General features: G+C 60.5%; 33 protein-coding genes. 17 read left to right on the top strand and 16 right to left on the bottom strand.

The genetic code is table 11. The features are described from left to right. Window positions 1-4 precede the first annotated feature (4 nt). From H4W29_RS14735 to H4W29_RS14725, 3 genes are all read right to left on the bottom strand, one after another. Entirely contained in the window at window positions 5-790 is a 786-nt protein-coding gene (locus tag H4W29_RS14735) for a ThuA domain-containing protein (RefSeq protein ID WP_192729562.1), read from the bottom strand. 182 nt (window positions 791-972) lie between these two features. After that, window positions 973-1,314 (bottom strand): DMT family transporter, encoded by a 342-nt coding sequence (locus H4W29_RS14730; protein WP_192729561.1) that lies wholly within the window; start codon window positions 1,312-1,314, stop codon window positions 973-975. Window positions 1,315-1,333: 19 nt separating this feature from the next. Next, window positions 1,334-1,897, bottom strand: coding sequence for a TetR/AcrR family transcriptional regulator (locus H4W29_RS14725; RefSeq protein WP_183732094.1), 564 nt, complete (start codon window positions 1,895-1,897; stop codon window positions 1,334-1,336). A 158-nt stretch (window positions 1,898-2,055) separates the two neighbouring features. Here H4W29_RS14725 and H4W29_RS14720 point away from each other — a divergent pair, with 158 nt between their 5' ends. Both H4W29_RS14720 and H4W29_RS14715 read left to right on the top strand, forming a co-directional pair. Continuing rightward, window positions 2,056-2,445, top strand: a complete 390-nt coding sequence (locus H4W29_RS14720) for a group II truncated hemoglobin (protein ID WP_192729560.1) — start codon at window positions 2,056-2,058, stop codon at window positions 2,443-2,445. Between the two features lie 2 nt (window positions 2,446-2,447). Next, window positions 2,448-2,819, top strand: coding sequence for a DUF423 domain-containing protein (locus H4W29_RS14715; protein WP_192729559.1), 372 nt, complete (start codon window positions 2,448-2,450; stop codon window positions 2,817-2,819). Here the strand turns inward: H4W29_RS14715 and H4W29_RS14710 are convergent. The 6 genes from H4W29_RS14710 to H4W29_RS14685 all read right to left on the bottom strand — a co-directional run bounded on the left by H4W29_RS14710 (window position 2,816) and on the right by H4W29_RS14685 (window position 6,148). Next, on the bottom strand, window positions 2,816-3,187 hold the full coding sequence (locus H4W29_RS14710; RefSeq protein WP_192729558.1) for a bleomycin resistance protein: 372 nt from the start codon (window positions 3,185-3,187) through the stop codon (window positions 2,816-2,818). The genes H4W29_RS14715 and H4W29_RS14710 overlap by 4 nt on opposite strands. Next, window positions 3,184-3,498, bottom strand: coding sequence for a heme-degrading protein HmuQ (gene hmuQ / locus H4W29_RS14705; protein ID WP_192729557.1), 315 nt, complete (start codon window positions 3,496-3,498; stop codon window positions 3,184-3,186). Before hmuQ ends, H4W29_RS14710 begins: the two co-directional genes overlap by 4 nt. Window positions 3,499-3,508: 10 nt before the next feature. Continuing rightward, the gene (locus tag H4W29_RS14700; protein WP_192729556.1) at window positions 3,509-3,781 is read right to left on the bottom strand and encodes a hypothetical protein; all 273 of its coding nucleotides are present in this window, start codon (window positions 3,779-3,781) and stop codon (window positions 3,509-3,511) included. 15 nt (window positions 3,782-3,796) lie between these two features. Then, on the bottom strand, window positions 3,797-4,204 hold the full coding sequence (locus H4W29_RS14695; protein ID WP_192729555.1) for a DUF2325 domain-containing protein: 408 nt from the start codon (window positions 4,202-4,204) through the stop codon (window positions 3,797-3,799). Between the two features lie 108 nt (window positions 4,205-4,312). Next, complete coding sequence (locus tag H4W29_RS14690) at window positions 4,313-5,662, bottom strand: energy transducer TonB family protein (protein ID WP_192729554.1); 1,350 nt, start codon at window positions 5,660-5,662, stop codon at window positions 4,313-4,315. Window positions 5,663-5,716: 54 nt separating this feature from the next. Next, the gene (locus tag H4W29_RS14685; RefSeq protein ID WP_192730744.1) at window positions 5,717-6,148 is read right to left on the bottom strand and encodes a hypothetical protein; all 432 of its coding nucleotides are present in this window, start codon (window positions 6,146-6,148) and stop codon (window positions 5,717-5,719) included. A gap of 179 nt (window positions 6,149-6,327) precedes the next feature. On the opposite strand from H4W29_RS14685, the gene hemP reads away from it, so the two are divergent. The 7 genes from hemP to H4W29_RS14650 all read left to right on the top strand — a co-directional run bounded on the left by hemP (window position 6,328) and on the right by H4W29_RS14650 (window position 11,330). Then, window positions 6,328-6,513, top strand: a complete 186-nt coding sequence (gene hemP / locus H4W29_RS14680; protein WP_192729553.1) for a hemin uptake protein HemP — start codon at window positions 6,328-6,330, stop codon at window positions 6,511-6,513. Window positions 6,514-6,532: 19 nt separating this feature from the next. Further along, window positions 6,533-7,582 carry a hemin-degrading factor gene (locus tag H4W29_RS14675; RefSeq protein WP_192729552.1) on the top strand — a complete coding sequence of 350 codons (1,050 nt, stop codon included), beginning with the start codon at window positions 6,533-6,535 and terminating at the stop codon, window positions 7,580-7,582. Between the two features lie 11 nt (window positions 7,583-7,593). After that, complete coding sequence (locus H4W29_RS14670) at window positions 7,594-8,523, top strand: heme/hemin ABC transporter substrate-binding protein (protein ID WP_192729551.1); 930 nt, start codon at window positions 7,594-7,596, stop codon at window positions 8,521-8,523. A gap of 2 nt (window positions 8,524-8,525) precedes the next feature. Further along, window positions 8,526-9,635, top strand: a complete 1,110-nt coding sequence (locus H4W29_RS14665) for a FecCD family ABC transporter permease (protein ID WP_192729550.1) — start codon at window positions 8,526-8,528, stop codon at window positions 9,633-9,635. Window positions 9,636-9,645: 10 nt separating this feature from the next. Next, window positions 9,646-10,440: a heme ABC transporter ATP-binding protein gene (locus tag H4W29_RS14660; RefSeq protein WP_192729549.1), complete on the top strand. Its 795-nt coding sequence runs from the start codon at window positions 9,646-9,648 to the stop codon at window positions 10,438-10,440. Between the two features lie 135 nt (window positions 10,441-10,575). Further along, window positions 10,576-10,920, top strand: coding sequence for an ElaB/YgaM/YqjD family protein (locus H4W29_RS14655; protein ID WP_192729548.1), 345 nt, complete (start codon window positions 10,576-10,578; stop codon window positions 10,918-10,920). Between the two features lie 8 nt (window positions 10,921-10,928). Beyond that, window positions 10,929-11,330: a hypothetical protein gene (locus H4W29_RS14650; protein ID WP_192729547.1), complete on the top strand. Its 402-nt coding sequence runs from the start codon at window positions 10,929-10,931 to the stop codon at window positions 11,328-11,330. 178 nt (window positions 11,331-11,508) lie between these two features. On the opposite strand, the gene H4W29_RS14645 is transcribed toward H4W29_RS14650, so the two are convergent. Further along, window positions 11,509-12,063, bottom strand: a complete 555-nt coding sequence (locus H4W29_RS14645; RefSeq protein WP_007815244.1) for an RNA polymerase sigma factor — start codon at window positions 12,061-12,063, stop codon at window positions 11,509-11,511. A gap of 10 nt (window positions 12,064-12,073) precedes the next feature. After that, window positions 12,074-12,280, bottom strand: coding sequence for a NepR family anti-sigma factor (locus H4W29_RS14640; protein ID WP_192729546.1), 207 nt, complete (start codon window positions 12,278-12,280; stop codon window positions 12,074-12,076). A 272-nt stretch (window positions 12,281-12,552) separates the two neighbouring features. Here H4W29_RS14640 and H4W29_RS14635 point away from each other — a divergent pair, with 272 nt between their 5' ends. The 4 genes from H4W29_RS14635 to preA all read left to right on the top strand — a co-directional run bounded on the left by H4W29_RS14635 (window position 12,553) and on the right by preA (window position 17,713). Continuing rightward, complete coding sequence (locus tag H4W29_RS14635; RefSeq protein WP_192729545.1) at window positions 12,553-13,347, top strand: response regulator; 795 nt, start codon at window positions 12,553-12,555, stop codon at window positions 13,345-13,347. A gap of 195 nt (window positions 13,348-13,542) precedes the next feature. Next, the gene (locus H4W29_RS14630) at window positions 13,543-14,538 is read left to right on the top strand and encodes a sensor histidine kinase (RefSeq protein ID WP_192730743.1); all 996 of its coding nucleotides are present in this window, start codon (window positions 13,543-13,545) and stop codon (window positions 14,536-14,538) included. Between the two features lie 484 nt (window positions 14,539-15,022). After that, window positions 15,023-16,384 (top strand): NAD(P)-dependent oxidoreductase, encoded by a 1,362-nt coding sequence (locus H4W29_RS14625; protein WP_192729544.1) that lies wholly within the window; start codon window positions 15,023-15,025, stop codon window positions 16,382-16,384. 15 nt (window positions 16,385-16,399) lie between these two features. Next, window positions 16,400-17,713 carry an NAD-dependent dihydropyrimidine dehydrogenase subunit PreA gene (preA, locus tag H4W29_RS14620; protein ID WP_192729543.1) on the top strand — a complete coding sequence of 438 codons (1,314 nt, stop codon included), beginning with the start codon at window positions 16,400-16,402 and terminating at the stop codon, window positions 17,711-17,713. Between the two features lie 422 nt (window positions 17,714-18,135). Here preA and prfH read toward each other — a convergent pair whose 3' ends face one another. From prfH to ftrA, 3 genes are all read right to left on the bottom strand, one after another. After that, window positions 18,136-18,750, bottom strand: a complete 615-nt coding sequence (prfH, locus tag H4W29_RS14615) for a peptide chain release factor H (protein WP_192729542.1) — start codon at window positions 18,748-18,750, stop codon at window positions 18,136-18,138. Further along, complete coding sequence (locus H4W29_RS14610) at window positions 18,737-19,960, bottom strand: RNA ligase RtcB family protein (protein ID WP_192729541.1); 1,224 nt, start codon at window positions 19,958-19,960, stop codon at window positions 18,737-18,739. Before H4W29_RS14610 ends, prfH begins: the two co-directional genes overlap by 14 nt. A 200-nt stretch (window positions 19,961-20,160) precedes the next feature. Next, complete coding sequence (gene ftrA / locus H4W29_RS14605) at window positions 20,161-21,141, bottom strand: transcriptional regulator FtrA (protein ID WP_192729540.1); 981 nt, start codon at window positions 21,139-21,141, stop codon at window positions 20,161-20,163. A gap of 92 nt (window positions 21,142-21,233) precedes the next feature. Between ftrA and H4W29_RS14600 the strand changes: the two genes are divergently transcribed. After that, window positions 21,234-21,644 (top strand): rhodanese-like domain-containing protein, encoded by a 411-nt coding sequence (locus H4W29_RS14600; RefSeq protein ID WP_192729539.1) that lies wholly within the window; start codon window positions 21,234-21,236, stop codon window positions 21,642-21,644. A 44-nt stretch (window positions 21,645-21,688) separates the two neighbouring features. On the opposite strand, the gene H4W29_RS14595 is transcribed toward H4W29_RS14600, so the two are convergent. Next, on the bottom strand, window positions 21,689-22,711 hold the full coding sequence (locus tag H4W29_RS14595) for a zinc-dependent alcohol dehydrogenase family protein (RefSeq protein ID WP_192729538.1): 1,023 nt from the start codon (window positions 22,709-22,711) through the stop codon (window positions 21,689-21,691). A 102-nt stretch (window positions 22,712-22,813) separates the two neighbouring features. On the opposite strand from H4W29_RS14595, the gene H4W29_RS14590 reads away from it, so the two are divergent. Then, the gene (locus H4W29_RS14590; RefSeq protein ID WP_192729537.1) at window positions 22,814-23,713 is read left to right on the top strand and encodes a LysR family transcriptional regulator; all 900 of its coding nucleotides are present in this window, start codon (window positions 22,814-22,816) and stop codon (window positions 23,711-23,713) included. A gap of 65 nt (window positions 23,714-23,778) precedes the next feature. Here H4W29_RS14590 and H4W29_RS14585 read toward each other — a convergent pair whose 3' ends face one another. Then, window positions 23,779-24,417, bottom strand: coding sequence for a TetR family transcriptional regulator C-terminal domain-containing protein (locus H4W29_RS14585; protein ID WP_192729536.1), 639 nt, complete (start codon window positions 24,415-24,417; stop codon window positions 23,779-23,781). Between the two features lie 312 nt (window positions 24,418-24,729). Between H4W29_RS14585 and H4W29_RS14580 the strand changes: the two genes are divergently transcribed. Both H4W29_RS14580 and H4W29_RS14575 read left to right on the top strand, forming a co-directional pair. Further along, window positions 24,730-25,983 (top strand): Zn-dependent hydrolase, encoded by a 1,254-nt coding sequence (locus H4W29_RS14580; RefSeq protein ID WP_192729535.1) that lies wholly within the window; start codon window positions 24,730-24,732, stop codon window positions 25,981-25,983. Then, on the top strand, window positions 25,980-26,585 hold the full coding sequence (locus H4W29_RS14575; RefSeq protein WP_192729534.1) for a hypothetical protein: 606 nt from the start codon (window positions 25,980-25,982) through the stop codon (window positions 26,583-26,585). Before H4W29_RS14580 ends, H4W29_RS14575 begins: the two co-directional genes overlap by 4 nt. Window positions 26,586-26,587: the final 2 nt, after the last annotated feature.

Below are 26,587 nucleotides of genomic sequence, written 5' to 3'. Positions count from 1 at the left end.
CTCCTCAGCGGTAACCGGCTTCGCCGGCCTGATGCAGTCTCGGGCCGCGCTCGACGATCGGCTCCAGTGCCTTCTCTACCGGCACATTTGGGGCATCGGTGATGCTCTTCAATGCGCCCTGCGGGTTATAGGCCCACTTCACGCCATTGATCAGCACCTTCTGCACGTTTGCATCGTGATAGGTCGGATAGGTTTCGTGACCCGGACGGAAATAGAAGATGTTGCCGGCCCCGCGCCGCCAGGTCAGGCCCGAGCGGAAGACTTCGCCGCCCTGGAACCAGGAGATGAACACCGTCTCCAGCGGTTCCGGAACGGAAAACTGCTCGCCGTACATCTCCTCGTTTTCAAGCTCAAAATGCTCGCCGAGACCAGTTGCGATCGGGTGGCGTTGATTGATCGTCCACAGACGCTCGCGCTCGCCTGCCTCGCGCCACTTCAGCGCACAGGGTGTGCCCATCAGCCGCTTGAAGATCTTCGAGAAATGGCCGGAATGCAGCACGAGCAGGCCCATGCCTTCCCACACCCGCTTGGCGACACGCTCGACGACGACGTCGGAGACCGCACCATGATCCTTGTGACCCCACCAGGTCAGGACATCGGTCTCGGCAAGCCGGGCTTCGGTGAGGCCATGCTCGGGCTCCTGCAGTGTCGCCGTGGTCGCCGAAATCGCCGGGTCGGTGTTCAGCGCCTGGGCGATGGTCGTGTGCATGCCTTCGGGATAGATGCCCCGGACGATCTCGTTGGTTGTCTCATGGATGTTCTCTCCCCATACGACGGTGCGAATGGCCATGACTATGCTCCTCTAGAACCTTTGGATTTTTGGCAAGCAGGAAGGCGGGATTCAAAGCGCTTTGGAAAGATGGGCAGCCAAAGCAGTCCCTCCTCCGCGTCAGAGGAAGACATAGACCTTTGTCGGTATTTTGACAAAGCGGATTTTTCCCGGTCCTGCGGCCGGGAAAACCCCTTTTCACATCAATGGGAAACGGTCTTGGAGAACAGGTTGACGACGACCACGCCTGATATGATCAGGCCGAGGCCGATAATGGCAGGCGTATCCAGCCTCTGCTTGAAAAACACGAGCCCGACGGAGGAAATCAGCACGATTCCCAAAGCGCTCCAGATCGCATAGGCGATCCCGACAGGGATATGCTTCAGCGTCAGCGACAGGCAGTAGAAGGCAGCCCCATAGCAGGCGACGACGAGCGCCGTCGGCCCAAGACGGGTAAATTGCTGGGAAAGCTGAAGCGCGGTCGTGCCGATAACTTCAAGCACGATAGCTGCAACGAGCAGCCCATAGACGGCAGCCGGGTTCATGGCGGTATTCCTTCTTGATCTACTTGTGGGTCAGCTCGATGAGGCGGGCAATCAGCTCTCGCCTCAGAGCGTCACCGATATCATGGCTTTCCAACGTATCTGCGAACCACAGACCGTCGGCGGCAAAACGCACGATCAGGGTGTCGAGCGCGGAGTCGGTGCCGATATATTCCTCGGCTCTTGCCGCTACCCATTGGCGCCAGCGCAGGCGCAGCCGGGGTTCGGCAAGCAGGGCGATCGTCACCTGCGTCCAGCTTCGGGAATCGTCGGGACGATCCTTCAGCCCGGACACCGCCTGCAGATAGGCGCGCGAGAAACGGCCCTGCGGCAGCGGATCGCCGCGCATCAACTCGTCTATATCGGCGTCGAACTTCTCCAGCAGGCTTTCGAATAGGGCGTCCAGCAGGGCATTCTTCGTGGGGAAGTGATGCAGCAGCCCGCCCTTGCTGACACCCGACGCAGCCGAGACCGCATCGAGCGTGACAGCGCTCATGCCGCTCTCACCGGCAAGACGCGCGGCAACCTCCAGCAACTGCTGGCGCACGAGCACGGGTTGTTTCTTGCGATGATGAGCGTTTGACATGGATTTACAAAGATACCGTCCGGACGGTTTTGTCAAGAATAATCTATCAGATCCCCTGTCCTGCAAGGGATTATGGGCGAAATGCCGCGGCGTTTTGATGACAGTTGCGATCCTTTTTTAACGGGTGCATGTAGGGACGGGTTTCAAGGGATGGTTTTGTGACAGAGCAAGTGACGACTTTATACGAGGCGATCGGCGGCGATCCGGTCGTCCGGGCTCTGACGCATCGCTTCTATGAGCTGATGGATACGCTGCCGGAGACGAAACACGTGCGCGCCGTGCACCCGCCAAGCCTCGAAGGCAGCGAAGAGAAATTCTACGAATATATGACCGGCTATCTCGGCGGTCCCCCGCTCTATACCGACAAGCGCGGCCATCCCCGTCTGCGCAGCCGTCATTTCGTTGCCGAGATCGGCCCTGTCGAACGCGACGAATGGCTGCTCTGCTTCCGCCAGGCGATGGACGAGACCATTCCCAGCCAGGCGCTACGCGATCTCATCTGGACGCCGGTCGAGCGGCTCGCCCATCACATGCAGAACAAGGAATAGTCATGAGCCTGAACACGCGTATCGAGCCGGTGCTCTTCCTCTTTGCCGGCCTGTTCGGCCTGACAGGCGTGGCGCTCGCCGCCCTTGCCGCCCATGGCGGCGGCGATGCGCATCTCGCCGCCTCGGCCTCCACCATGTGCCTGGCGCATGCCCCTGCTCTTCTGGCGCTGGCCCTCGGGGCCGGCAAGATCAAAACCACCTGGCTCGCCGGTTTGCTGATGATCGTGGGGACGCTGCTTTTCGCGGGCGATCTCGTCACCCTGCGCTTTACCGGCTCCGGCATCTTTCCCTATGCCGCGCCGACTGGCGGCTGGGCGATGATGCTGGGCTGGCTGGTAGTTTCGGCGAGCGCGTTCTTCCGCGTTCGGGCTTAACTCGGCGACTTCGGTATACGCCCGAAGCGCAGGAGATTGCCGTGAGGATCATGGATATAGAATTCCTCCATATTCCACGGCCGCACCTCCATCTCGGATAGGCGCGGAACAGCCTTTGCGCTATATTCCGCGTGCAGCGCACCAATACGCCCGCCTCGCAGATAGACCGAGGTCTTTTCCGGCAGAGCGCGGTCATCGGTTAGCCAGAAATGCAGCTCCATCTCATCGCGCCGGAGGATCAGATAATCCGGCGCCTGATAGATTATTTTGGCAAAGCCAAGCTGATCGCGATAGAAGATGAGCGTCTCTGCGATATCGAGCGACGGCAGGACCGGCAGAACCTCGATACGATCGGGATCGCCGCTCATATGCCGTCAACGACGTTGAAGCCTTCAAACACCGGCGGCCCCTTGTACAGGCCCTTGTTGTCGCCGGCATTGCGATGCGCGGCGCGGAAATTCTCGGACTTCGTCCAGTTCAGAAAATCCTCTTCGCTGCGCCAGAGCGTATGCGAGGAAAACAGCGTATAGCCCTCCTCCGCATTGGCCTTGCCACGGAGCAGGCGAAACTCGATGAAGCCGGGAACTTCGGAAAGGCTGGAATCGCGATTGCGCCAGACAGTCTCGAAATCGCCTTCGGCGCCGGCCGCAACCTTGAAGCGGTTCATCGCGATATACATCAAAAAATCCTCACGCCTTTTTCTTCTTTGCCCGCTCCGCATAACGCGGAAACGCGACGATATTATTGCCATCAGCAGCGTCCGCGCCAATGGGTTTTACAGCAGCTTCACCGGGCATGCGCGCTTCCCAAGCGGGAAACAGCACAACATTCGGATAGCTGCGCTGGCGCGCGGCATTCTCAAGGAAAACCTCGTAAAGCTCCGGCACGAGGCCGTCGCCGCCGTGAGCGGCGAGCTTGTGCAGGCCGATCATCGTGAACCCGTCAGGGTGCCCATTATTCATCGAAAAAATGTCCATTCATCGGGAATTGTCTCGTTCGTTCATCGTCTGCAGCGCACGCTCCAGGCTGGACTTGCTGCCATTGCGCAGCGGGATGAAGGCCTTGCTGAACTTCTTGCAGCCGGTCTTCACACGCAGGCAGGCATCGTGGCTGATACAGTCGATGGGGCAGAACACGCAGTCGACGGAGGGAAGCAGCGTATCGATGCGGGAAACCGCTTCGCGAAGCCCGCCATCATGGTGGATGAGCTCTGCCCCGAAATTGCTGGCAATCTGGCGCAGATGCGCCACCTGGCAATCGCGGCCGCCGACATAGAGGAAACTGCGGCCATCCAGCTTGGAGCGGCCCGAGGAGATCTCTTTCGTCTCCTGATCGGCCTGAACACGGATGTCCCGGTTCGCCCCCTTCTTCGCCCTTCGAGCCATTTACCACCCGTTCGCTCGTTAATCGTCACACGATTCCTGCGTGTGCGAACGGACCTTATTAAACTTGATTTTTAGAGTAAAGTATAAAGTTGATTGTTTTTATCATATTTATTGGATCTGGATTGGTGCCGAGATGGTCATGGCTTGCCCACCTGGCGGAGGGCCGAACGGCGCAGCCCGACGTACAGCGTCAAGAGCAAGCTGATCGATATCGGGAATACCCGATCCCTGCGAAACGCGAGCCGAAGTCAGTCCACCGTTGCCGCTCACCGAAAAGGTCACGACAACGCTGCCTTCGACACCACGGGGCTTCCTGATGGCGCGACGAATACGGCTTCGGACCTTGCCCTTGTAGTTGGCAATTGCCGCAGTACCGACACCATCATTATTGTTGCTGGCAGCCTGCGAATTGCTATCGGATTGCGCCGACGAACTCCCCTCAGCAACGCCTCTCTGGGAATCCTGCTGCCCTTCACCTTGCGAACCAGCAGTCTTCTTAGGCGCACGCTTCTTTTCAACCGGCTTAGGCTTCTCTTGCCTCACCACCTTCGGCTTCGGCATCGGCGTGACAACCTCCTCAGACTTCTCCGGCTCAGGCTGGACTTCAGCCGTTTCGACAGGCTTCACCTCTTCGGGGGCCTGCGCGACCTCACGCTGGGTCTCTGCGGGCTTTACTTCAGTCGGCTGCACCTCAGATGGTTGCACTTCAGGAGAAACCGTGTCGACCGTCACCTGGTGTTCGGGAACGACAGTCGACATCGGCTGCACAACGGATTCTTCGGCCGGCACCTCGGAAACCAGAATTTCCGGCTCCACAGCCGCGGAGGTTTCCGGCGAAACCCGCGTTACTTCCTGCGCTGGCGCCTGCTGAACGGGGTCCTGCGTTTCGACAGGCGTAACCTCGGTCGGCTGAACGGTTTCCGGTTGAACTTGCGCTGTCTCGGGTTTCGTCGGCTGGATCGTGTCGGGCTGCACCGCCTCCGGAATGATCTCTTCCTGGACGGTCGTTTCGGTCTCGCCGGCGGCTGTCTGATCGACGTCGGAATTGCCGTACATGACGACGCTCACCGCCTGACCAGCTTCTTCGATCGCCTCTTCTGGAGCCTTGGGAAACGCGACGATCAGCGCAGTCGCCAATGCCGCATGAAAGACCAGCGAGCAGATACAGGTCAGCGTCAGCCGGCGCCGCACCGGCGCCTTCTCGCCTTCCTGCTTTTCCACCGCCGCATCCATTGGTGGCGGGGTGACCGAGGATGCGGGTGCGGCTTCCGGATGATCGGGGAAGGAGGATATCTGCGCGAAACGCGCATAATGAATGACGGTCTCGCCGGCCGGCTGTCGCTGCGCATTGTGCAGGTCGGAAAGCTCATGCCCGGGATTATTGTCGTTCAGGCTCTCGTCAGCGCTCGCCTCCTCGATGAGCACGTGTCTCGATCTGGACTTCGCTGAAATTGCCATTTTACGCCTCGGACAGCCTGAAACATGCGCGCCGGGCTTCATCCCGGCCTGGGTTTAGCCTTCGAAAGGAACTGTTATCTGCGAGCGGGTCACGAGACCCTTCATGCATTCGCCGGCCGCCGGCCCATCACAGACCGGCGTATCGTTGATGATGATGCGCGTGACCGTCTCGCATTTGACGTTCGGCATATCGAACTGGCGCACGCGCTTCTTGCCCTGCGGCAGATCGCGGAAATCGAGCACGGTGATGCGGTCGACGGCATTCTTGTCGTTGAAGAAGGCAAGTTCGAAAGAGATCTTGTTGATCGGTGTCTGCAGATTGTTCTCGGCAACGAAGGTCATCATGCAGCCCTTCTGCGAGGGCGCCAGCGCATTGAGCTCGACGTCAAGTTTGGCGGCTGCAGCCGCATCCTGCGCATAGGCCTCTGCAATACCGGACACCGAAAACAGCACACCAGCCGCAAACGCGGCAAACCGACCCGTCATCATCGCCTCTCCATAAGCAAATTGACCGCCGCCCAGCGGCCTCAAAACAGCAGGATCAAAAACTTGACTGCTTTTGTCTTCAATTATTGCGTCTTTAAAAAACTATGAGTATGAGAGTCAAGATAAATGTCACCGGAACCGGGGTCTTGCCCCCGCAATCACGGAATAAGCCGACCGAAATGATGGTTGAAAAGCCAGATACCTTTAAGCTCGCACAGCTGCGCAACGAACCAGCAGTGGCCGAGATCCGCGTTCTCGAAGGCAGCGATCTTTTTCGCGGCTCAAACGAGATCATGATCCGGCACGACGGCGTGATCTACCGCCTGAAGATCACCCGTCAGGGCAAACTCATTCTCAACAAGTAAGCTAATAGCAGGGTAGAACATGACCGAGCAGACCAGACCGGCACCATCCGAAATCCGCGCGTTCCGCGCTGAAAATCCGAAGATGCGCGAGCGCGATATTGCCGCGCAGCTGAAGATTTCCGAGGCGGCCCTCGTCGCAGCCGAAGTCGGCATCAGCGCTGTCAGAATCGATGCCAGCGCCGCAAAACTCCTGGAGCGCGTCGCCGATCTCGGCGAAGTCATGGCCCTGTCGCGCAACGAAAGCGCCGTACACGAGAAGATCGGTGTCTACGAAAACATCAAGGTCGGCGAGCACAACGCCATCGTACTCGGCGAAAATATCGATCTACGCGTCTTTCCAAGCCGCTGGGTCCACGCCTTTGCCGTCACCAAGAGGGACGGCGACACGGAACGCCTCAGCCTCCAGTATTTCGACAAGACGGGCAACGCTGTCCACAAGATCCACCTGCGCCCTGCATCCAATGTCGAGGCCTACCATCGCATCGTCGCCGAGCTGAAGCTCGAGGACCAGGGCCAGGAACTCGTCGAAGCAGAGGCTTCCGCCGATGCGGACGAAGACGGCAATGTCAGCCGCGAAGAGCTGCGTGATAACTGGAGCAAGATGACCGACACGCACGAATTCTTCGGCATGCTGAAGCGCCTGAAGATCGGCCGTCAGGCCGCCGTGCGCTCCGTCGGCGACGACTATGCCTGGAAGCTCGACAATACCGCGACGGCAGAGATGATGCATGCCTCCGTCAAGTCAGGCCTACCGATCATGTGCTTCGTTGCCAATAACGGCATCGTGCAGATCCATTCCGGCCCGATCTTCAACGTCCAGCCGATGGGTCCGTGGATCAACATCCTCGACGAAACCTTCCACCTGCACCTGCGCCAGGACCACATTGCCGAGACCTGGGCCGTGCGCAAGCCGACCAAGGACGGCCACGTCACCTCGCTCGAAGCCTATGATGCTGGTGGCAACATGATCATCCAGTTCTTCGGCAAGCGGAAGGAAGGCTCGGACGAGAATGCCGAATGGCGTGACATCATGGAAAACCTGCCGCGGGCAACAAGCGTCGCCGCATAAGGATCGCAACGATGAAGATGCCTAGAAACCTGCGCCGGATCCGCCTCTGGGAGCTGGCCCTGACGGCGGCCGTCATGGCTCTGCCGCTGATCCCGGCAGCACCGGCCGGCGAGAGCTTTGCTTTCGTCCGCGCCGCCCGCGCCGAAGACAAGGTGCTCGATACCTCGCGGCTGGTTTCGGTCGGCGGCGACGTCACCGAAGTCATCTACGCGCTCGGCGAGGAAAGCAGGCTGATCGCCCGCGATACGACGAGCACGTATCCGGAAGCCGCCCTGAAGCTGCCCGACGTCGGCTACATGCGCGCGCTTTCGCCGGAAGGCATTCTCGCCATGAACCCGACGGCGATCATCGCCGTCGAGGGCTCAGGTCCGCAGGAAGCGCTGAACGTTCTGAAGAACGCCAGCGTGCCCTTCGAAACCGTTCCGAACGCCTATACGCGCGACGGCATCATCGCCAAGATCGATCGCGTCGGCACGCTGCTGAACGTTCAGGATAAGGCTAAGGCGCTTGAGGAAAAGGTCGGCGCCGATCTCGACGCCGCCGTCGCAGACGCCGGAAAGCGCCCCGAAGCGGAGCGCAAGCGCGTTCTCTTCATCCTCAGCGCACAGAACGGCCGCATCATGGCTTCAGGCATCGGCACCGCCGCTGATGGCATCATCAAGCTTGCCGGCGCCATCAATGCTGTCGGCGAATTCCCGGGCTACAAGCCGCTCACCGACGAGGCGATCATCAGCGCCAAGCCCGACGTGATCCTGATGATGAACCGCGGCGATGGTGCCGGCACCAAGAACGAGGATCTGCTTGCCCAGCCGTCGATCGCGCTGACGCCGGCCGGCGAAAACAAGGCGATCATCCGCATGGACGGCATGCATCTGCTGGGCTTCGGTCCGCGCACGGCGAGCGCCGTCCGCGAACTCAACGCGGCAATCTACGGGGGCTGACGATGGCCGTTCCGGAAGCCATGATGGGAAACAGGCGATCCTTCTCTGTGGCCTTCCGCAGAAGCAGGCAGGCGGGTGATAGAACCAACCTCGCCCTGCTGGGTATCACCTTTCTCGTAGTGGCTTCCGTCTTCGCCCTGCTCTTTTCCATCACGACAGGCGCGTCGGACGCTTCCGTCCTCGATGTTATCAGAAACATGACGGGCTCGGAAACGGCACTCAGCGCCCGCGACCGGATCATCATCTTCGATATCCGCCTGCCCCGCGCCATCCTCGGCTTCCTGATCGGCGGATCGCTCGCCGTCTCCGGCGCGGTCATGCAGGGCCTGTTTCGCAATCCGCTGGCCGATCCCGGCCTCGTCGGCGTCTCCTCGGGCGCCGGCCTCGGCGCTGTCGTCATGATCGTGCTCGGCGGCACGATCGCCGCACCGCTCTACCTTGCGCTCGGCATCTACGCCCTGCCGCTTGCAGCCTTCGGCGGCGGCCTCGCCACGACGCTGCTGCTCTATCGGGTCGCCACCAGCAACGGCCAGACCTCCGTCGCCACCATGCTGCTCGCCGGCATCGCACTTGGCGCATTGGCCGGCGCACTGACGGGCGTGCTGATCTATATGGCCAACGACCAGCAGCTGCGCGACCTCACCTTCTGGGGCATGGGCTCGCTTGCCGGCGCCACCTGGATCAAGATATCAGCAGCCGGCCCCATCATCATCCTGTCCTTCATCGCCCTGCCTTTCATGGCGCGCGGCCTGAACGCGATCACGCTCGGTGAAGCCGCCGCCTTCCATATGGGCGTGCCCGTCCAGCGGCTGAAGAATATCGCCATTGTCACCGTCGCAGCCGCCACCGGTGCTTCCGTTGCCGTCAGCGGTGGCATCGGCTTTGTCGGCATCGTCGTTCCGCATATCCTGCGCATGGTGATCGGTCCGGACCACCGCTTCCTGCTGCCGGCCTCGGCTCTGCTTGGCGGCTCGCTGCTGATCTTTGCCGACGTGCTCGCCCGCACCATCGTAGCACCCGCCGAACTGCCGATCGGCATCATCACGGCAGCGGTCGGCGGCCCCTTCTTCCTCTGGATCCTGTTGCGGCAGCGCTCGCGCCTTGCCCTTTGAGTTTGTTTCGATGATCGAAGTTTCCGGCGCCTGCGTGCGCCTCTCCGGCAAGACCATCGTGCGTGACGTCGCCTTCACGGCCAGGGCCGGCGAACTCACCGCCATTGCCGGCCCCAACGGCTCCGGCAAGACGACGACGATGAAGGCCGTCTCCGGCGAGCTCGCCTATGACGGTTCCGTTCGTTTGAACGGCGAAGAGGTGCGCACGCTGAAGCCTTGGCAGCTTGCCTCCACCCGCGGGGTCCTGCCACAGGCAAGCAGCATCTCCTTTCCCTTCACCGTGCGTGAAATCGTCCGCATGGGCCTGACATCAGGCCTTAACCTTCACCCCGATCAGGCCGATGAGACGGCCGCAAAAGCGCTTGCCGCCGTCGATCTCATCGGCTTCGAAGGACGCTTCTACCAAGAACTCTCGGGTGGCGAGCAGCAGCGCGTTCAGCTTGCCCGCGTGCTCTGCCAGATCGCCGAGCCGGTCGTCGACGGCAAGCCATGCTGGCTGCTGCTCGATGAGCCGGTCTCCAGTCTCGACATCAGCCATCAGCTGACGATCATGACGCTGGCGCGTAATTTCTGCGAACGCGGCGGCGGGGTGATCGCTGTCATGCACGATCTCAACCTGACGGCCCTCTTCGCCGACAGGATCGTGCTGATGAAATCCGGCCGGCTGGCAGCCGCTGGCAACGTCCGCGAGGTACTGACGGACGAATGCATGCAGTCCGTCTTCGGCTGCCCATTGCGCGTTAACAAGGTGCCGGTCGACGGCACGCCCTTCGTGCTTGCACACAGCGCGCTTCCCGCCAACTGAGGAACCTTTCCAGCCCAAATGCGTTGTCCGCAATGATTTGGGTCAAGGCCGGGCGCGCTCTTCCGTGCCATTGATGGTCCTGACCCCCGCGCGAAACCGGGCGGCGCTTGTCCGCGCCCAGCTATGGAGACAGTCATGGCCTATTCCTTCTTCCAATCCAGCCGCAGCCGCCGCAACGGCCCTCTCCACAAGCTCGAAACCAGCATCGAGGACCAGATCGAGGCGCTCCGCGAAGAGCTCGCCGAACTCACCCATGTTCTCGGCAAGACCTCCCGCCATCAAGGTGAAAAGCTGCGCTCGCAGGCATCCGCAAGCTATGAGGACATTCTCGGCCGCAGCGAGGATTTGCTGCGCGAGCTGCAGCAGAGCTATCTGCGCGGCGCTAGCGAAGTGCGGAGCACCGTGCGTCGCCATCCGCTCGCAACAGTCGGTGCCGCTGCTGCCTTCGGCCTGCTCGTCGCTATGCTCGCCCGCCGCTAGGAGGCACGATGCTCTACCCGATCCTGAGCCTGCTCATAGGCACCAGTGTCCACCGCACGGTGGAACGCACCAAGCGCAACGGCATCTTCATCGCCGTTGCGTTGCTCTTTCTGCTGACCGCCTATGCGCTTGCCGTGACCGCAGGAGCAATCTGGCTCGCAGGCATCTATGGACCGATCGGCGCTTCGCTTTTCCTGGCGGCCTGCGCATTGCTGATCGCGATCATCGTCTTCGTCATCATGGCAATCATCAATCGCCAGGAAGCCCGCCGCGCCCGCGAACGTCGCGCCGCACTTGAATCCCTGGCAACCGTCGGCATCGGCCTGGTCCGCTCTCAGCCGCTATTGACTGCAGGCATAGTAGCCGCTCTTGTCGCCGCCAATCTCGTGGGTTCGAGGCGGGACGACTAATCCGCATTCTTCTCATCTTCGATTGCCGCAAAACACCTAGCGCGCCCAATGACTTGGCGTACTGTGCTTTCTCTACCTCTTTATTGAAGCAATCGCGCCGACGGGCCGCGTAATATAATAAAAAAGCCGGCGCCCCGCAGGGCAACCGGCCTTCCTTCCTCCCACGGAAACAGGTTGATCAGAAGGCAAAGGCCTTCGACGTCAGCGGCGCCGACGTAGCATCCGGGCCGAAATCCGCCTCGCCCGATATCTGCAGGAGATCCTGCAGACGCTGGCGCGCACGGTTCACGCGGCTCTTGATGGTGCCGACGGCACAGCCGCAGATTTCCGCCGCCTCCTCATAAGAGAAACCCGATGCACCGACGAGAATAATCGCTTCGCGCTGGTCCGGCGGCAGCTGGTCCAGCGCCTTCTTGAAGTCCTGCAGGTCGAGTGCGCCGTATTGGGACGGGTGCGTCGCCATGGATTCCGTAAACAGGCCGTCGCTGTCCTGCACCTCGCGGCCGCTCTTGCGCATCTGGCTGTAAAGCTCGTTGCGCAGGATCGTGAAGAGCCAGGCCTTCATGTTGGTGCCCATCTCGAAGTGATCCTGCTTGGCCCAGGCCTTCATGATGGTGTCCTGAACCAGGTCGTCAGCGCGGTCGTGCCGGCCGATCAGGGATATGGCGAAAGCACGAAGGCTCGGCAGGGCCGCCAGGAGTTCGCGCTTGAAGCTCGGTTGCGCTTTTTCCATGCCGGTATTCCTATTCGGCCATCTTTGCGGAAGCCATCATTTCGGCCTGGTCGAGCTTTTCCAGCAGGTCGAGGAAACGCTCGGGAATAGCTTCCTCCTGCGCGGCAGCGTAAAGCGACCGCAACCTGACGCCGATCTGATTGTTCGGATCCAGTATGTCGCTCGCCCGCAACTCCAGCTGGCGCTGGTCCGGTGCTTCTGTCTTCTGTGTCGTCATCAACTGATCACTTCTTGCCTGTTGTCTCGGGATGAAAGGCAAAGTCGGCTGTAAAAGGTAAATGGAACGGATAAACGATCGATCAAGCCGGTTCTTTCAAACCCTTGATGCCGCAGATCAATTCCTTTCACATGGGTCAAAACGTGACGCCCTTCATTTGTCGGCTAGGATAATGCGATGCTACAAAAAAAGTTCCTCCCTCCGGAACTTTTTTATGAAGTTCGCGTTTTCAGCTTATTGCAGCCATTCACCGGCCTAGACGGGAGTTTTTAATGACACTTTCCACTCGAATTGCGCCGCACCTTCCTTATCTGCGTCGCTATTCCCGCGCTCTTACCGGCACTCAGACTTCTGGCGACGCGTATGTCGCCGCCGTCCTCGAAGCGATCATCGCCGATCTCTCCATATTCCCGGATACCGCGAATGACCGCGTCGCACTCTACAAACTCTTCACGCAATTGTTTGGTTCCACTGCAGTCGAGATTCCTGAGCCCTCCTCTCCCTATGCCTGGGAGCAGCGCGCGACGCTGAACCTCTCGAAGGTTTCACCGCTTGCCCGGCAGGCTTTCCTGCTCGCCTCCGTCGAGAATTTCCGGGTCTCGGAGATCGCCGAAATTCTCGAAATCACCGAAGAGGAAACCATGCAGCTGCTCGACAAGGCTTCGCACGAGATCTCGCGCCAGGTAGCGACCGATATCATGATCATCGAGGACGAACCGCTGATCGCCATGGATATCGAGCAGATGGTCGAAAGCCTCGGCCATCGCGTGACCGGCATAGCCCGCACCCATACGGAAGCCGTAGCACTCTACAACAAGACGAAGCCGAGCATGGTGCTGGCCGATATCCAGCTTGCCGACGGCAGCTCGGGCATCGATGCCGTCAACGATATCCTGAAGACATCGAGCGTGCCCGTCATCTTCATCACCGCCTTCCCCGAGAGACTGCTGACCGGGGAGCGGCCGGAGCCCACCTTCCTCGTGACCAAGCCCTTCAACCCCGACATGGTCAAGGCCCTGATCAGTCAGGCGCTTTTCTTCAACGAAACGACCCGTGTGGCGGCCTGAAACATGAATTCCAGCCGTGCCGGAACCATTCCGGCAACGATGCGTTCCGGCTTTGCCGGAGCGTATTGGAGGCTTTAACGGTTTTTGCAGCGCTTGCTTTTAGAATGACCGGCAATTTTGTCGGGAGGGTAACATCATCCCTCCGCATGTTCGAAGGGACTGAGGAAAGGCGGCCGAGTGAATACGACTGGACCATTGTCCGGAACGCCTTTCACCACCGAAGGCAAGGCGGCCATTATGGAGCGCGCGCTCGCCAGCGCCGCTATCTCGCTCCTGTATCAGGATGCGAGCCTTGCCATAGTTTATGCCGAAAATCTCCTCCCCTATTTCCGGAAGCGTTTCGTCACCGGTGGCGATGACGGCTCGCTGTTTGGCGAAGCACACGGCAAATCCCTTGCCGCGATGAAGCGCAGGGTGCTCGAGACCGGTGCCTCAAGCAATGCCGAGGTCGATGTTGCAATCGACGGCGAAGTCAGGACATTCGAACTGAACGTTCAACGCACCGGCGCACGCGGCAATTACGGCCTGCTCTCCATTATCTCGGAGATTACCGAAAGCCGGCATCGCGAAAAGGTGCTGAAGTCGCTGCTGCGAGAGCTTTCCCATCGCTCCAAGAACCTGCTTGCCATCATCCAGGGCATCGCCACGCAGACCGCACGCAACACCATTTCTCTCGATGCTTTCCTGATGAAGTTCCGCGGACGCCTTCAGTCACTCTCCAACTCGCAGGATCTGATCACCGATTCCAGCTGGCGCGGCGCCTTCCTCTTCGAACTCGCCGAAAAACAGTTTGCCCCCTATTGGCCGGAAACATCAGGCTCCCTGCCGATCTTTGGCATCAACGCCCATCTGACGCCGAACGCCGCCGTGCATCTCGGTCTTGCGCTGCATGAACTGATCGTCAACTCCGCCTCCTACGGTGCAATCGCCAACGGGGCGACGTCGGTCACGCTGAATTGCCGGGAAGCTGACATCGCAGGCCGCAAGGCAATTGAACTCGCCTGGGTGGAAGTGCTTCCAAACAGCGCCGACGTGCATGAATTCAGCGAAAACACCTTCGGCCGGACGGTGCTGGAGCGTGTCGTGCCCTCCTCCGTCAACGGCAAGGCCGAACTGACGCTCCTCCCCGGCCGCATCGAATATCACCTGACGGTCCCGGAAACGGAATTCGAAATCCTGAAGCGCGCCTGAGACATTTGCCTCTCACGTAATTGCGGCCTCAAAACCGCAGCACACATTTTCTGGAATTGCCCGCTTGCAAAAATTGCTGGGGCCACAACGGAAAAACAGCCGGTGCGAGGGCGGCGCACCAGCTGTCTCCACTCACCGGGAGGGGACCGTGAGTTCGTCCGAATGATGGGTTGGGGGCGCGCATGTTGGGTCGATGCGGTCATCACTCGGATATCGCATTAACTACGCTCATTAACTTTGGTTCCGTCCCATCGGAAAAAAATTGGACTTTTATCAATCTTTTTCTCGGACACCCGAATTGGATGGCCACTCCCATCCACTCATTTGGAAGGCAGAGCCTGCCTAAAGAATTATCACAATAAACAAAATCAATTACTTAAATGGCGTTCGCGAAAGAAAATTGCCAAAATTTTACCGTTTGATAAATTTTTGAACCTGAGTTACGATTCCCTCACTAGTCGTTACCAATAAAGAGGGAACTTCAATGGAACGCCTGGAAACTGGGATTCGTGCCGGCCGGCTTTCCTCCGCCGAGTACGAGGCTAATTTCTCCGATCTTCATCCGCGCCTCGACAATCACGAAGCGCTTGTGGCCGCCGACCGCTGTTATTTCTGTTATGACGCGCCGTGCATGACGGCCTGTCCGACCTCCATCGACATCCCGCTCTTCATCCGCCAGATTTCGACCGGCAATCCGCTGGGTTCGGCGAAGACGATCTTCGACCAGAATATCCTTGGCGGCATGTGCGCCCGCGTCTGTCCCACCGAAGAGCTCTGCGAGCAGGCGTGCGTGCGCAACACCGCCGAGGAGCGTCCTGTCGAGATCGGCCGCCTGCAGCGATACGCGACGGACGCGGCAATGGCCGCCGACAAGCAGTTCTATCGGCGTGCTGAGCCGACCGGCAAGAAGATCGCCGTCGTCGGCGCCGGTCCCGCCGGTCTTGCAGCCGCCCACCGCCTCGCCGTCAAGGGCAACGACGTCGTGATCTACGACGCCAAGCCGAAATCCGGCGGCCTCAACGAATATGGCATTGCCACCTACAAGACGGTCGATGACTTCGCCCAGAAAGAAGTCGATTACGTCCTGTCGATCGGCGGCATCGAGGTAAGGCACGACCAGCAGCTTGGCCGCGATTTCTCGCTCGCCGATCTGCAGAGCCAGTATGACGCCGTCTTCCTCGGTCTCGGCCTTGCCGGCGTCAACGCGCTGCGCGTCGACAATGAAAACCTGCCCGGTGTGGATGACGCCGTCGATTTCATCGCCGCCCTGCGCCAGGCCGGCAACAAGGGCGACATCGCCATCGGCCGCCGCGTCGTCGTTCTCGGCGGCGGCATGACGGCAATCGACGCCGCAGTGCAGGCAAAGCTGCTCGGTGCAGAGGAAGTGACGATCTGCTACCGCCGCGGCAAGGAACATATGAACGCCTCGGAATTCGAGCAGGATCTCGCGACATCAAAGGGCGTCATCATCCGCCATTGGCTGGCGCCGAAATCCCTCCTCTCGCAGGATGGCAAGGTGGCAGCGATCGAGGTGGAATATACTGCGATCGTCGATGGCCGCCTTTCGGGCACCGGTGAAACCGGCGTGATCGCCGCTGACCAGATCTTCAAGGCAATCGGCCAGACATTCGAGACCTCAGGTCTCGGCGCGCTGCGGATGGAAACCGGTCGTATCGCCGTGGATGCTGAAGGCCGCACATCGATCGAAGGTGTCTGGGCCGGCGGCGACTGCGTCTTCGGCGGCGAAGACCTCACCGTATCTGCCGTCGCCCATGGCCGTGACGCGGCCGAATCCATTCACCGCACCCTGTCCGCCGCAGCCGCTCCGGCTGTCGCCGTCGCCTGAAGGGGAGAATGAACAATGGCTGATCTCCGCAATAATTTCGTCGGCATCAAGTCCCCGAACCCCTTCTGGCTCGCCTCCGCGCCGCCGACCGACAAGGCCTACAATGTCGAGCGCGCCTTCAAGGCCGGCTGGGGCGGCGTCGTCTGGAAGACATTGGGCGAAGAAGGCCCGCCTGTCGTCAACGTCAATGGTCCGCGTTACGGCGCAATCTGGGGCGCCGACCGCCGCCTGCTTGGCTTGAACAATATCGAGCTTATCACCGACCGTGACCTGCAGACCAATCTCAGGGAAATGAAGCAGGTCAAGATGAACTGGCCGGATCGCGCCCTCATCGCCTCGATCATGGTCCCCTGCGAGGAACAGGCCTGGAAAGCCATCCTGCCGCTGGTGGAAGAAACCGGTGCTGACGGTATCGAACTGAACTTCGGCTGTCCGCACGGCATGTCCGAGCGCGGCATGGGCTCGGCCGTCGGTCAGGTGCCGGAATATATCGAAATGGTCGTGCGCTGGTGCAAGCAGTACACCCGTATGCCCGTCATCACCAAGCTGACGCCCAACATCACCGATATCCGCCGCCCCGCCCGCGCCGCCAAGGCCGGCGGCACGGACGCCGTCTCGCTGATCAATACGATCAACTCGATCGTCTCGGTCGATCTCGATAATTTCGCGCCGAACCCGACCGTCGGCGGCAAGGGCAGCCATGGCGGCTATTGCGGCCCGGCGGTCAAGCCGATCGCGCTCAACATGGTCGCCGAGATCGCCCGCGATCCCGAAACCTACGGCCTGCCGATCTCGGGCATCGGCGGCATCACCACCTGGCGCGATGCGGCCGAATTCCTCGTGCTCGGCGCCGGTAACGTGCAGGTCTGCACGGCGGCCATGACCTACGGCTTCAAGATCGTGCAGGAAATGATCACCGGCCTGTCGGACTGGATGGATGAAAAGGGCCACAAGATCCTCGATGACATCACCGGCCGCGCTGTGCCCAACGTCACCGACTGGCAGTATCTCAACCTCAACTACATCGCCAAGGCGAAGATCGACCAGGACGCCTGCATCAAGTGCGGCCGCTGCTACATCGCCTGCGAGGACACGTCGCACCAGGCGATCACCAACTTCGTCGATGGCGTTCGCCATTTCGAGGTGATGGACGAGGAATGCGTCGGCTGCAATCTCTGCGTCAGCGTTTGCCCGGTCGAGAACTGCATCACCATGGAGCAGCTTCCCGCCGGTTCGCTCGACAAGCGCACCGGCAAGGTCGTTGACCCGAACTACGCCAACTGGACGACGCATCCAAACAACCCAATGGCGCGCCAGGCTGCGGAGTAAGAACGATCTTGCCGTTCTGCGAAGGGCTGGTATTGAGAAGCCGCCGTCCCTGAGACGGCGGCTTTTTTGATGGAGGCCATCATGTCACGCAAGACCTTCAACGATGTGAGCTTTTGAGGTCACGTCAAAGCGACGCAAGTCCTTCCCTTCCGAAACCAGCGTCAAGACGGGCAACCGGTTCGTTCATGGTGACGTCGAGTTGATCGAAAAACTCGGACGTAACGACCCCTGCCCCTGCAGATCAAGGAGGAGGTTTCAAGAACTGTTGCCTCAAGACCGGGCGTTATGACGGGATCGAGCGGGACTATTACTTTTAGAGCCCGCGACTGAACGAAGTCTGTCCCGCATCCAGCGTCAACAGCGGATGAAAGGCAAATGGATCGGCGCCCTCGGTAAGGGCGTCGATCGCATCTGGCTAACTGTCACAGCCTGAAGGCCTTGACCTCATTGCCGCGCTCGATCGTGCGATTGGCAATGAAGCGCCCGGCTTTCGCCGCCTCCTGCTTTTCCGCCTCGATATCTTGCAGCATCGCCTGCAGGCGCCGGATTGCCAGTGCCTTGTTGCGATGCTGCGAGCGTTCATCCCGGGCGGTCACGACAAGGCCGCTCGGACGATGCAGGACACGAACCGCGCTGTCGGTCGTGTTCTGATGCTGCCCACCCGGCCCGCCGGCACGCAACGTCTCGAATTGCAGGTCGGCAGGATTGATCGTCACCGCATTGCCTTTAGGCGGAAGATCGATGCGCCGCACCGCCACATACCAGTTCTGCCGCTTGTGGCCGGGGCGAACCGCGCTCTTGAAGGTGAAACGGATCGTACCGCAATAGCCGGTCGCAATCCGCTCCGCCGCATCGCCCTCTATAGTGACGATCGCCGACTTCGCACCGTGGTGATCCGGCATTGGTCCAAGGTTGACATGCAGCGAGCACCCTTGCTGTTTCCCCTCGTCCTCAAGGATCCTGAGAAGCGCAGAGACCGCGATTCGGCATTCGACTGGACCGTTGCCCGACGTGACGAGGAGATCAATAGCGCTCACGACCACGCCCTCCTTCACGACGGTATTTCGGCTTGCGCCGCCGCTGCTCGACCTCGGCTTCGTCAACCGCCTTCTTGAAGGTGACGAGCGGCCGGAAGCTGGCAAGCACGCTCACCAGCTTCTCATTTTCGAGGTCGGCGACCACCTGCCCTGCATCCTTATAGGCGGCCGCCGCCTCTTCGATGACGAGCGCCCGGTCATCGCAAATGGCAATGCCACCCCATGCGTTGCGCAGCAGCTGTTCACGCTCGGATCGATTGCGACCGGCCCGCCCATGCATGCTGGCACGGTCATATTTGCGACCGGCCCCATGCGATATGCCCCCAAGCGATCGGGAGACATCGGCTGTCGGGCAAACCACGTAGCTAAGGCTTGCACGCGAACCGGCGATCGGCGCGAGTTCTCCCGGCGTAACTGCCGCAGCCCCCTTGTAGTGCACGAAAGCGCGACCGGAGGACCGGACGAGATTGTGAGGCACATCAGCGACGAGCCGCAGATCCGCACGCAACGCCGCCGCTGCCCGTGCCGCGATCAGCCGCCGGTTCAGCGATGCCCAGGCGACGCATCGGTCATGATTCGCAAGCCATGTGACGGCGCCTTGCGAACCCGGCAAAAGCCCGGCTGCGAGATCAGGATGAGCGTCGACCGCCTCCGAAAAGAAGGCAGCGCCAAGTGAACGCGAGCCGGAATGGACAAGCAGGTAGAGAGCATGCCCATCCAGACCAGTGGCAACACCGCCTTCGGCAAGCGCATCGATGGCCTGCAACTCGCAAAAATGGTTGCCGCCGCCGATCGTGCCGAGTGCATCCGGCGCCAGGGACGTCGGCAAGCCCGCCTCCTCAAGCAGAAGAGCGGGATTGCCGATCTCTTCGGCCTCAAGCTGGCGAAGCCGCTCTGCCGCCTTGTCGATCTTAAGTTTGTGCGGCGGCAGATCGAGCTGGAAGAGCGACATGCCGCAACCGATATCGTTGCCAACAAGCAGCGGAAGCAGGCGCTCCGATGCCAATGCGACACCGGTTGCCCCATATTTTCCGGGATGCAGATCCGGGAAGGCGGCGATTTCGGAAACGCCCGGAAGACGGGACATTTCGGCAAGTTGATCCAGCGCTGCACCCTCGATCCAGGTGCGGCCGGAAAAGAAATGATGGATGAGCGCAGGCGGATACGCCTGCATTATCGGGGAGCTTCCGCTCCCGATGGAATTGCCCATGATAAATGAACTCTGGATATGAGTGGTCTTTCATCGCGCAGACGGCGATGGTCAACCGGCATCCGTCAGCCCGCGGACTGAGTTAAGCCGAAACCCTCTCGGGGCGTACTGAGATTTTTGTCATCTTGCGCTCCCTTTCCAGAAACAAATGATGCCGCCCCTTTAGGCGAAGCAAAAAACAAATGCAAGCCTGAGGCGTGTTAATTGCCGAATGACTTCCGATAGGCGCTCGGGCTCGTTCCTAACCGCCTCCGGAAATGGTGGCGCATCGTCGCTAACGTTCCGAAGCCGCTGGCGGCGGCAATATCATCAAGCGACACCGCGAGCTCCTTCTCCAGAAGATCGCGCGCATGCCGCAGCCGCTCCTTCAGCAGCCATTCGCCGACACTGTCGCCCGTCGCCGCCTCGAAGCGACGCTGGAAGGTGCGCATGCTCATGCCCGCCCTGCCGGCAAGCAGGCTGATCGGCTGCTCCTCGGAAAGCCGTTCGCGCATCCATTCGATCAGCGGTCCTAAACGAATGCCCTCGCGCTCTTCCGGCACGGGCGCGGCGATGAACTGCGCCTGCCCGCCCTCGCGATGCGGCGGGACGACAAGCCGGCGCGCCACACTGTTTGCCGCGTCGGGTCCAAAATCACCACGCACGACGTGCAGGCAAAGGTCGATACCTGCGGCACTACCCGCTGCCGTCAGGATGCTGCCTTCATCCATGTAGAGCACATCGGCATCGAGTGCGATGTCAGGGTAACGCGCCGCAATCGAGGCGACATAGCGCCAATGCGTCGTTGCCCGCCGCCCGGCAAGCAGACCGGAAGCGGCAAGCACGGCGACACCCGAACACAGCGACATCACCCGCGCCCCGCGCTCATGGGCGGCACGAAGCGCTGCGATCAAAGGCTCCGGCACCGGCGCGTCGATCGCCCGCCAGCCCGGCGCGATAATGAGATCAGCCTCGCCAAGCAGTTCCAGTCCCTTATCGACGGCAACGGTCAGCCCGCCTGCCGCGCGCAACGGACCGGGCTCGATGCCGGCGACCGAAAAGCGATACCAGCCCTCGCCCATCTCCGGCCGTGAGAGGCCGAAGACTTCGTAGGCGATGCCGAATTCGAAGGTGCAGAGCCCGTCATAGGCAAGCGCCACCACATGCGGTCCGCGGGTCGTGTGAACATCCGATTTTGGCATGATCTTTACGCTATCCGTCGTGATGGCCAATTTCGTCCATCACTAGCATCGGCAATGATCGGCGGCAACCAGAGGCAAGAAAGGACAAGATCATGCCGAGCCCCGTTTCCGAAATCCCCGCAGCAGAACCTGAAGCCGCCGCCGAACATTTTGCCCGCAAGCTCGCCTTCGAGACCGATTGCTCGGATGTGAACGCCGCCTTTGCTTCGGGCAAGATCGACTTCGTCCTTCTCGACGTCCGCTCGCCGGCGCTCTTCGCCCTTTCGCATATCCCCGGCGCCCTCAACCTGCCGCATGGCAAGATGACCGCACACCGCATGTCCGAATGGCCTGCCGATACGCTGTTTGTGGTCTATTGCGCCGGGCCGCATTGCAACGGCGCGGACAAGGCCGCATTTCGTCTCTCCCGTCTCGGCCTGTCCGTCAAGCTGATGATCGGCGGCCTGACCGGATGGGCGGATGAGGGGCTTGCTTTTGAGAGTGGAGCAAGCGTTGCTGCCTGATCAAGGATCCCTTCTCCCTGCTTGAGGAGAAGGGAAACCACCACTCAGAACTCAACCACGACCTTACCGAAGGGGCCGCGGTAGAGATGATCGAGCGCTTCGGGGAATTCCTCGAAAGAGTAACGCTTGTCGATGACCGGTTTCAGTCCGGTCTGGTCGACCGCCCGGACGAGATCCTCCAGTGCCCGGCGATGTCCAACGGAAATGCCCTGCACCACGGGCGCTTTGAGCAAGAGCGGACCGACGGGACCGGAAATTTCGAAACCTTCGAGAACCCCGATAACCGAGATACGGCCGTTGATCGCCACCGCCTTCAGGGCCTGCCCGAGATGCGCGCCACCGACGATTTCGAGGACGTGGTCGGCGCCGTAGCCTTCGGTCAGCGCATAGAGCTGCTCCACCCAATCGCCGTCATTCCGGCTAAGCGCATGATCAGCACCGAGGGCAACGGCGCGTTCCAGCTTCTCGGCGCTGCCTGATGTGATGAAGACCTCCGCCCCATGCGCCTTGGCGATCTGCAATCCGAAGAGTGCAACGCCGCCCGTGCCCTGAACCAGCACCTTGTCACCGGCCTTCAGGCCTCCGCGCTCAATCAGCGCAAACCACGCTGTCAATCCGGCGCAGGGCAAGGTACTCGCCTCAGCAGCATCAAGCGTCTTCGGCGCGTGCGAATACCATTCCTCTGACAGGACGGTGTACTCTGAGAGAACGCCGGGATAGACGCCGCCGCGCGTGGTATAGGGCGGCGTGCGGGCGTCGCCCAGACCGCGTCCGTCGATCCAGTCGGGCGAGAAGGTCGAGATAACCCGATCCCCAGGCTTGAAGCGGGTGACATCGGGACCGATGGCTTCCACGACACCGGCCATATCTGAAGCCGGCACAAAGGGAAATTGCAGCGGCAATCCCATGCCGTTTTCCATCACCAGCCTGTCACGAAAATTCAGCGAGACCGCCTCCGTCCGCACGAGAATCCTGTTATTCGAAACCGGCTCCAGTCTCCGCTCACCGATCGCAAGTTTCCGCTCCGGTCCGATCGTGTCGATCTGCCATTGCCGTGTCGTCTGCATTGTCTCGCTCCTTGTCCGATTGCAGGAAGCGAAACATATCGTTGAAATTTTCTCTCCAGTTGCGATATTAATTCACCAGACTGGTTCCGCAGAGGAAACAATATGGAGCACCTGAAAGGCATTTCGATCTTCGTCGAAGCCGTCGAGGCCGGCGGTTTTTCGTCAGCGGCCGAGCGGCTTCATCTCACGCGCTCGGCCGTCGGCAAGACCATTGCACGACTGGAGCAACGTCTCGGCGTGCGCCTCTTCAACCGCACGACACGCATGCAGAGCCTGACGGAGGAAGGCCGTTTCTTCTATGAGCGCTGCTTGCGTGCGGTCGAGGAAATCCGCCTTGGCGAGGCAATGCTGGAATCAGGCCGCCGCAGCGTGCGTGGCCGGTTGCGCGTCTCGATGCCGGTGCTCTTCGGTCGCCTCTGTATCGCGCCAGTTCTGGAGGATCTGCTCGATGAACATCCCGAGCTCGAACTCGACCTTTCCTTCAACGATCGCATCGTCGATCTCATGGAGGATGGATTCGATCTTGCCATCCGCAACGGCCCGCTGAAAGATCATCCTGATCTGATGGCCCGCGCCGTCGCCCACCAGAGAATGACGGTCTGCGCATCACCCAGCTACCTGGAAAGACATGGCATACCGCAAACGATTGCCGATATTCCTCAGCATCAAGGCATCGTCTACCGACGTGGCGACTATGAAAGAACCTGGATCTTCCCGACGCCCGATGATCGGTGGCGGGAGGTCCAGCCACAGACGCGGCTGCGGCTCGACGATCTCGCAGCCATCTTGGATGCGGCGGTCGCTGGACGCGGGCTTGCCTGGCTGCCTTGTTGGCTGGTGCGCGAAAGTGTGGCCTCCGGCCATCTCGTCCAGGTACTGAAATACGAGCAGCCCAATATCTTCGATGCCCATGCCGTTTGGCTGCGCTCGCCGGTTATGCTGCCGAAAATAAGACTGGCGATCGACACGCTGGCCGCCCGGCTTCCGGCAATGATGGGCTGAGCAGAAATCCGGGAGCTCGAAGGGGTCGCGGACATTCTTCTCCGCGTGGCGCTCTGGGCAGTCTTTCAATCAGGCCGCAATCCGCCGATGAAAAGCTGCTCCAGGAAGCGCGCCGCGTCCTCGAAGCGCCCGTCGCCGGAATGCTCTTCGCCAAGCACGGCGCGAACCTGCACGTCGAAATCGGCATAGTGCTGCGTCGTTGACCAGATCGAGAAGATGAGGTGATAGGGGTCGCAACGGGCGATCTTGCCGCTTTTGATCCAGGTGCGGATCACGGCCGCCTTTTCGTCGACCAGCTCTTTCAGCGGTCCTTTCAGCATGTCGAGGACGTGCGGCGCGCCCTGCAACATCTCGTTGGCGAAGAGCCGGCTCTCGCGGGGGAAATCGCGCGCCATCTCCAGCTTGCGGCGGATATAGCTGCGGATCTCCGCTTCCGGATCGCCTTCCGCATCGAAGGCCCTCAGCGGCTCCAGCCAGTTATAAAGCACGCGGTCGATCAGTGCGCGATGCATGGCTTCCTTGGTGCGGAAATAATAGAGCAGGTTCGGCTTCGACATGCCGGCCACTTCGGCGATCTGGTCGATGGTCGAGCCACGGAAGCCGCTGACCGAAAACACATCCAGCGCCGCTTCCAGGATTTGCTCTTCCTTCTCTTCCTGGATGCGTGTCCGCCGAAGTGTCTTCGCCGCTCTCGGTATGGCCATACGCTCTTTTCCCCTTGAAATTCAACTCCTTCGCTCAAGATTTGAAGAACGGCCTCTCCTGCCGCTTTATCAGGCAACTGCCTGCATTTTTGCCTGTACTTTCTGTCTATTTTTCGTGATTTTCGTCTTGAGCGCAGCGATGGAAGTTGTAATGTTTACCAATCGGTCAAATTATCCGCCAGATAAAAAACAAAGGCAACTGGCGATTTTCCGGCGCTGACAGAACAACAAGCAGCAGCGGAATTTGACCACGGGAACATGGCGGGCATGTACTTTGCATGACTGCCGCAAAACAGGTGAGGACTTTCAATCATGGTGGCAGCGCCAGGCGAAAACATGCGCATCAACGGGGACCGTCTTTGGGACAGTCTCATGGACATGGCGAAAATCGGCCCGGGAATTGCCGGCGGCAACAACCGCCAGACTCTGACGGATTCGGATGCCGAAGGCCGCAACCTTTTCAAGAAATGGTGCGAAGACGCCGGCCTGACGCTCGGCGTCGACAAGATGGGCACCATGTTCGCAACCCGCCCCGGCACCGATCCTGACGCTCTCCCTGTCTATGTCGGCTCGCATCTCGACACCCAGCCGACCGGCGGCAAATATGACGGCGTGCTCGGCGTGCTCGGCGCGCTTGAAGTCGTCAGGACCATGAACGACCTCGGCATCAGGACGAAGCACCCAGTCGTCGTCACCAACTGGACCAACGAGGAAGGCGCCCGCTTCGCGCCTGCGATGCTGGCATCCGGCGTCTTCGCCGGCGCACACAGCCTGGATTTCGCCTATAACCGCAGGGATCCCGAAGGCAAGCTCTTCGGCGACGAGCTGAAGCGCATCGGCTGGGTCGGCGACGAAGAAGTTGGCGCCCGCAAGATGCACGCCTATTTCGAATATCACATCGAGCAGGGCCCGATCCTCGAAGCCGTGAACAAGCAGATCGGCGTCGTCACCCACTGTCAGGGTCTCTGGTGGCTGGAATTCACGCTGACCGGCAAGGAAGCCCATACCGGCTCGACGCCGATGAACATGCGCGTCAATGCCGGCCTTGCCATGTCGCGCATCCTGGAAATGGTTCAAGGCGTTGCGATGGGCGAACAGCCGGGCGCCGTCGGCGGCGTCGGCCAGGTCTTCTTCTCGCCGAATTCTCGCAACGTGCTGCCGGGCAAGGTGGTCTTCACCGTCGACATCCGCTCGCCCGACAAGGCCAAGCTCGACCGCATGCGGGCAAAGATCGAGGCCGAAGCGCCAAAGATCTGTGATGCATTGGGTGTCGGCTGTTCCATCGAGGCGATCGGCCATTTCGAGCCCGTCACCTTCGACGAAAAGCTCGTCACCTCGGTCCGCTCCGCCGCAGACCGCCTCGGCTACTCCCACATGAACATCATCTCCGGCGCCGGCCACGACGCCTGCTGGGCCGCCAAGGTCGCGCCCGCGACGATGGTTATGTGCCCGTGTGTGGGGGGTCTCTCGCACAATGAGGCAGAGGAGATCTCCAAGGAATGGGCGACGGCCGGGGCCGATGTGCTGTTCCATGCGGTGGTCGAGACGGCGGAGATTGTCGTGTGATGGCGTCCGACTTGCCAACGACCTATCTCGATTACGCTGATGCTTTTAAGTTCTATAGTCAGCGAACTGCCGACGACCTTGCATGGGCCAATGCCAATCTGACGCCGGTGAACGACGGGCCGTGGGACGGTATACCTAGCGCGCAGGTCTACTACATTGGCATCAACGCCACAGGCGAGCGGATCAAGCTTTCACAAATATCGGGTTTCTGGCGGTATAAACCTTCCAATGTCGAGCTAGCTGGGTCGGATGCCTCCTCGCGCCATCAATCCTACTATCTCGCTGGGGAGCCCGGGTCTGTTGCTGTCGTTCGGATCGAACTCGGCCCTTCCATGCCCGGAATACTGATCGAACGCCCCAAGGGCAGCCAACCCGTACAGTCAACTGGGCTCATCGATGGCAAGGATTTCTACTTTCGCGAAAGCGATGGTTTTTGGTCATTGTCAGTCGGTGGCGCTGACGTCGTTGACCAGCCCGACTGGTATTACGAGGAAGAGCACGACACTCCCGACGATCTGAGTGAGGAGGCAGTTTACAGCCTCATCGCCAAAGGGGCCGCGCTCCTGCGAAGTGGCACGCCCACGATGGCAGTTGAACAGTAACA

The organism is Rhizobium viscosum (assembly GCF_014873945.1).
Lineage (GTDB): Bacteria > Pseudomonadota > Alphaproteobacteria > Rhizobiales > Rhizobiaceae > Rhizobium > Rhizobium viscosum.
The sequence above is the reverse complement of the archived record's forward strand: the minus strand, read 5'-3'. Positions and strand labels throughout refer to the sequence as shown.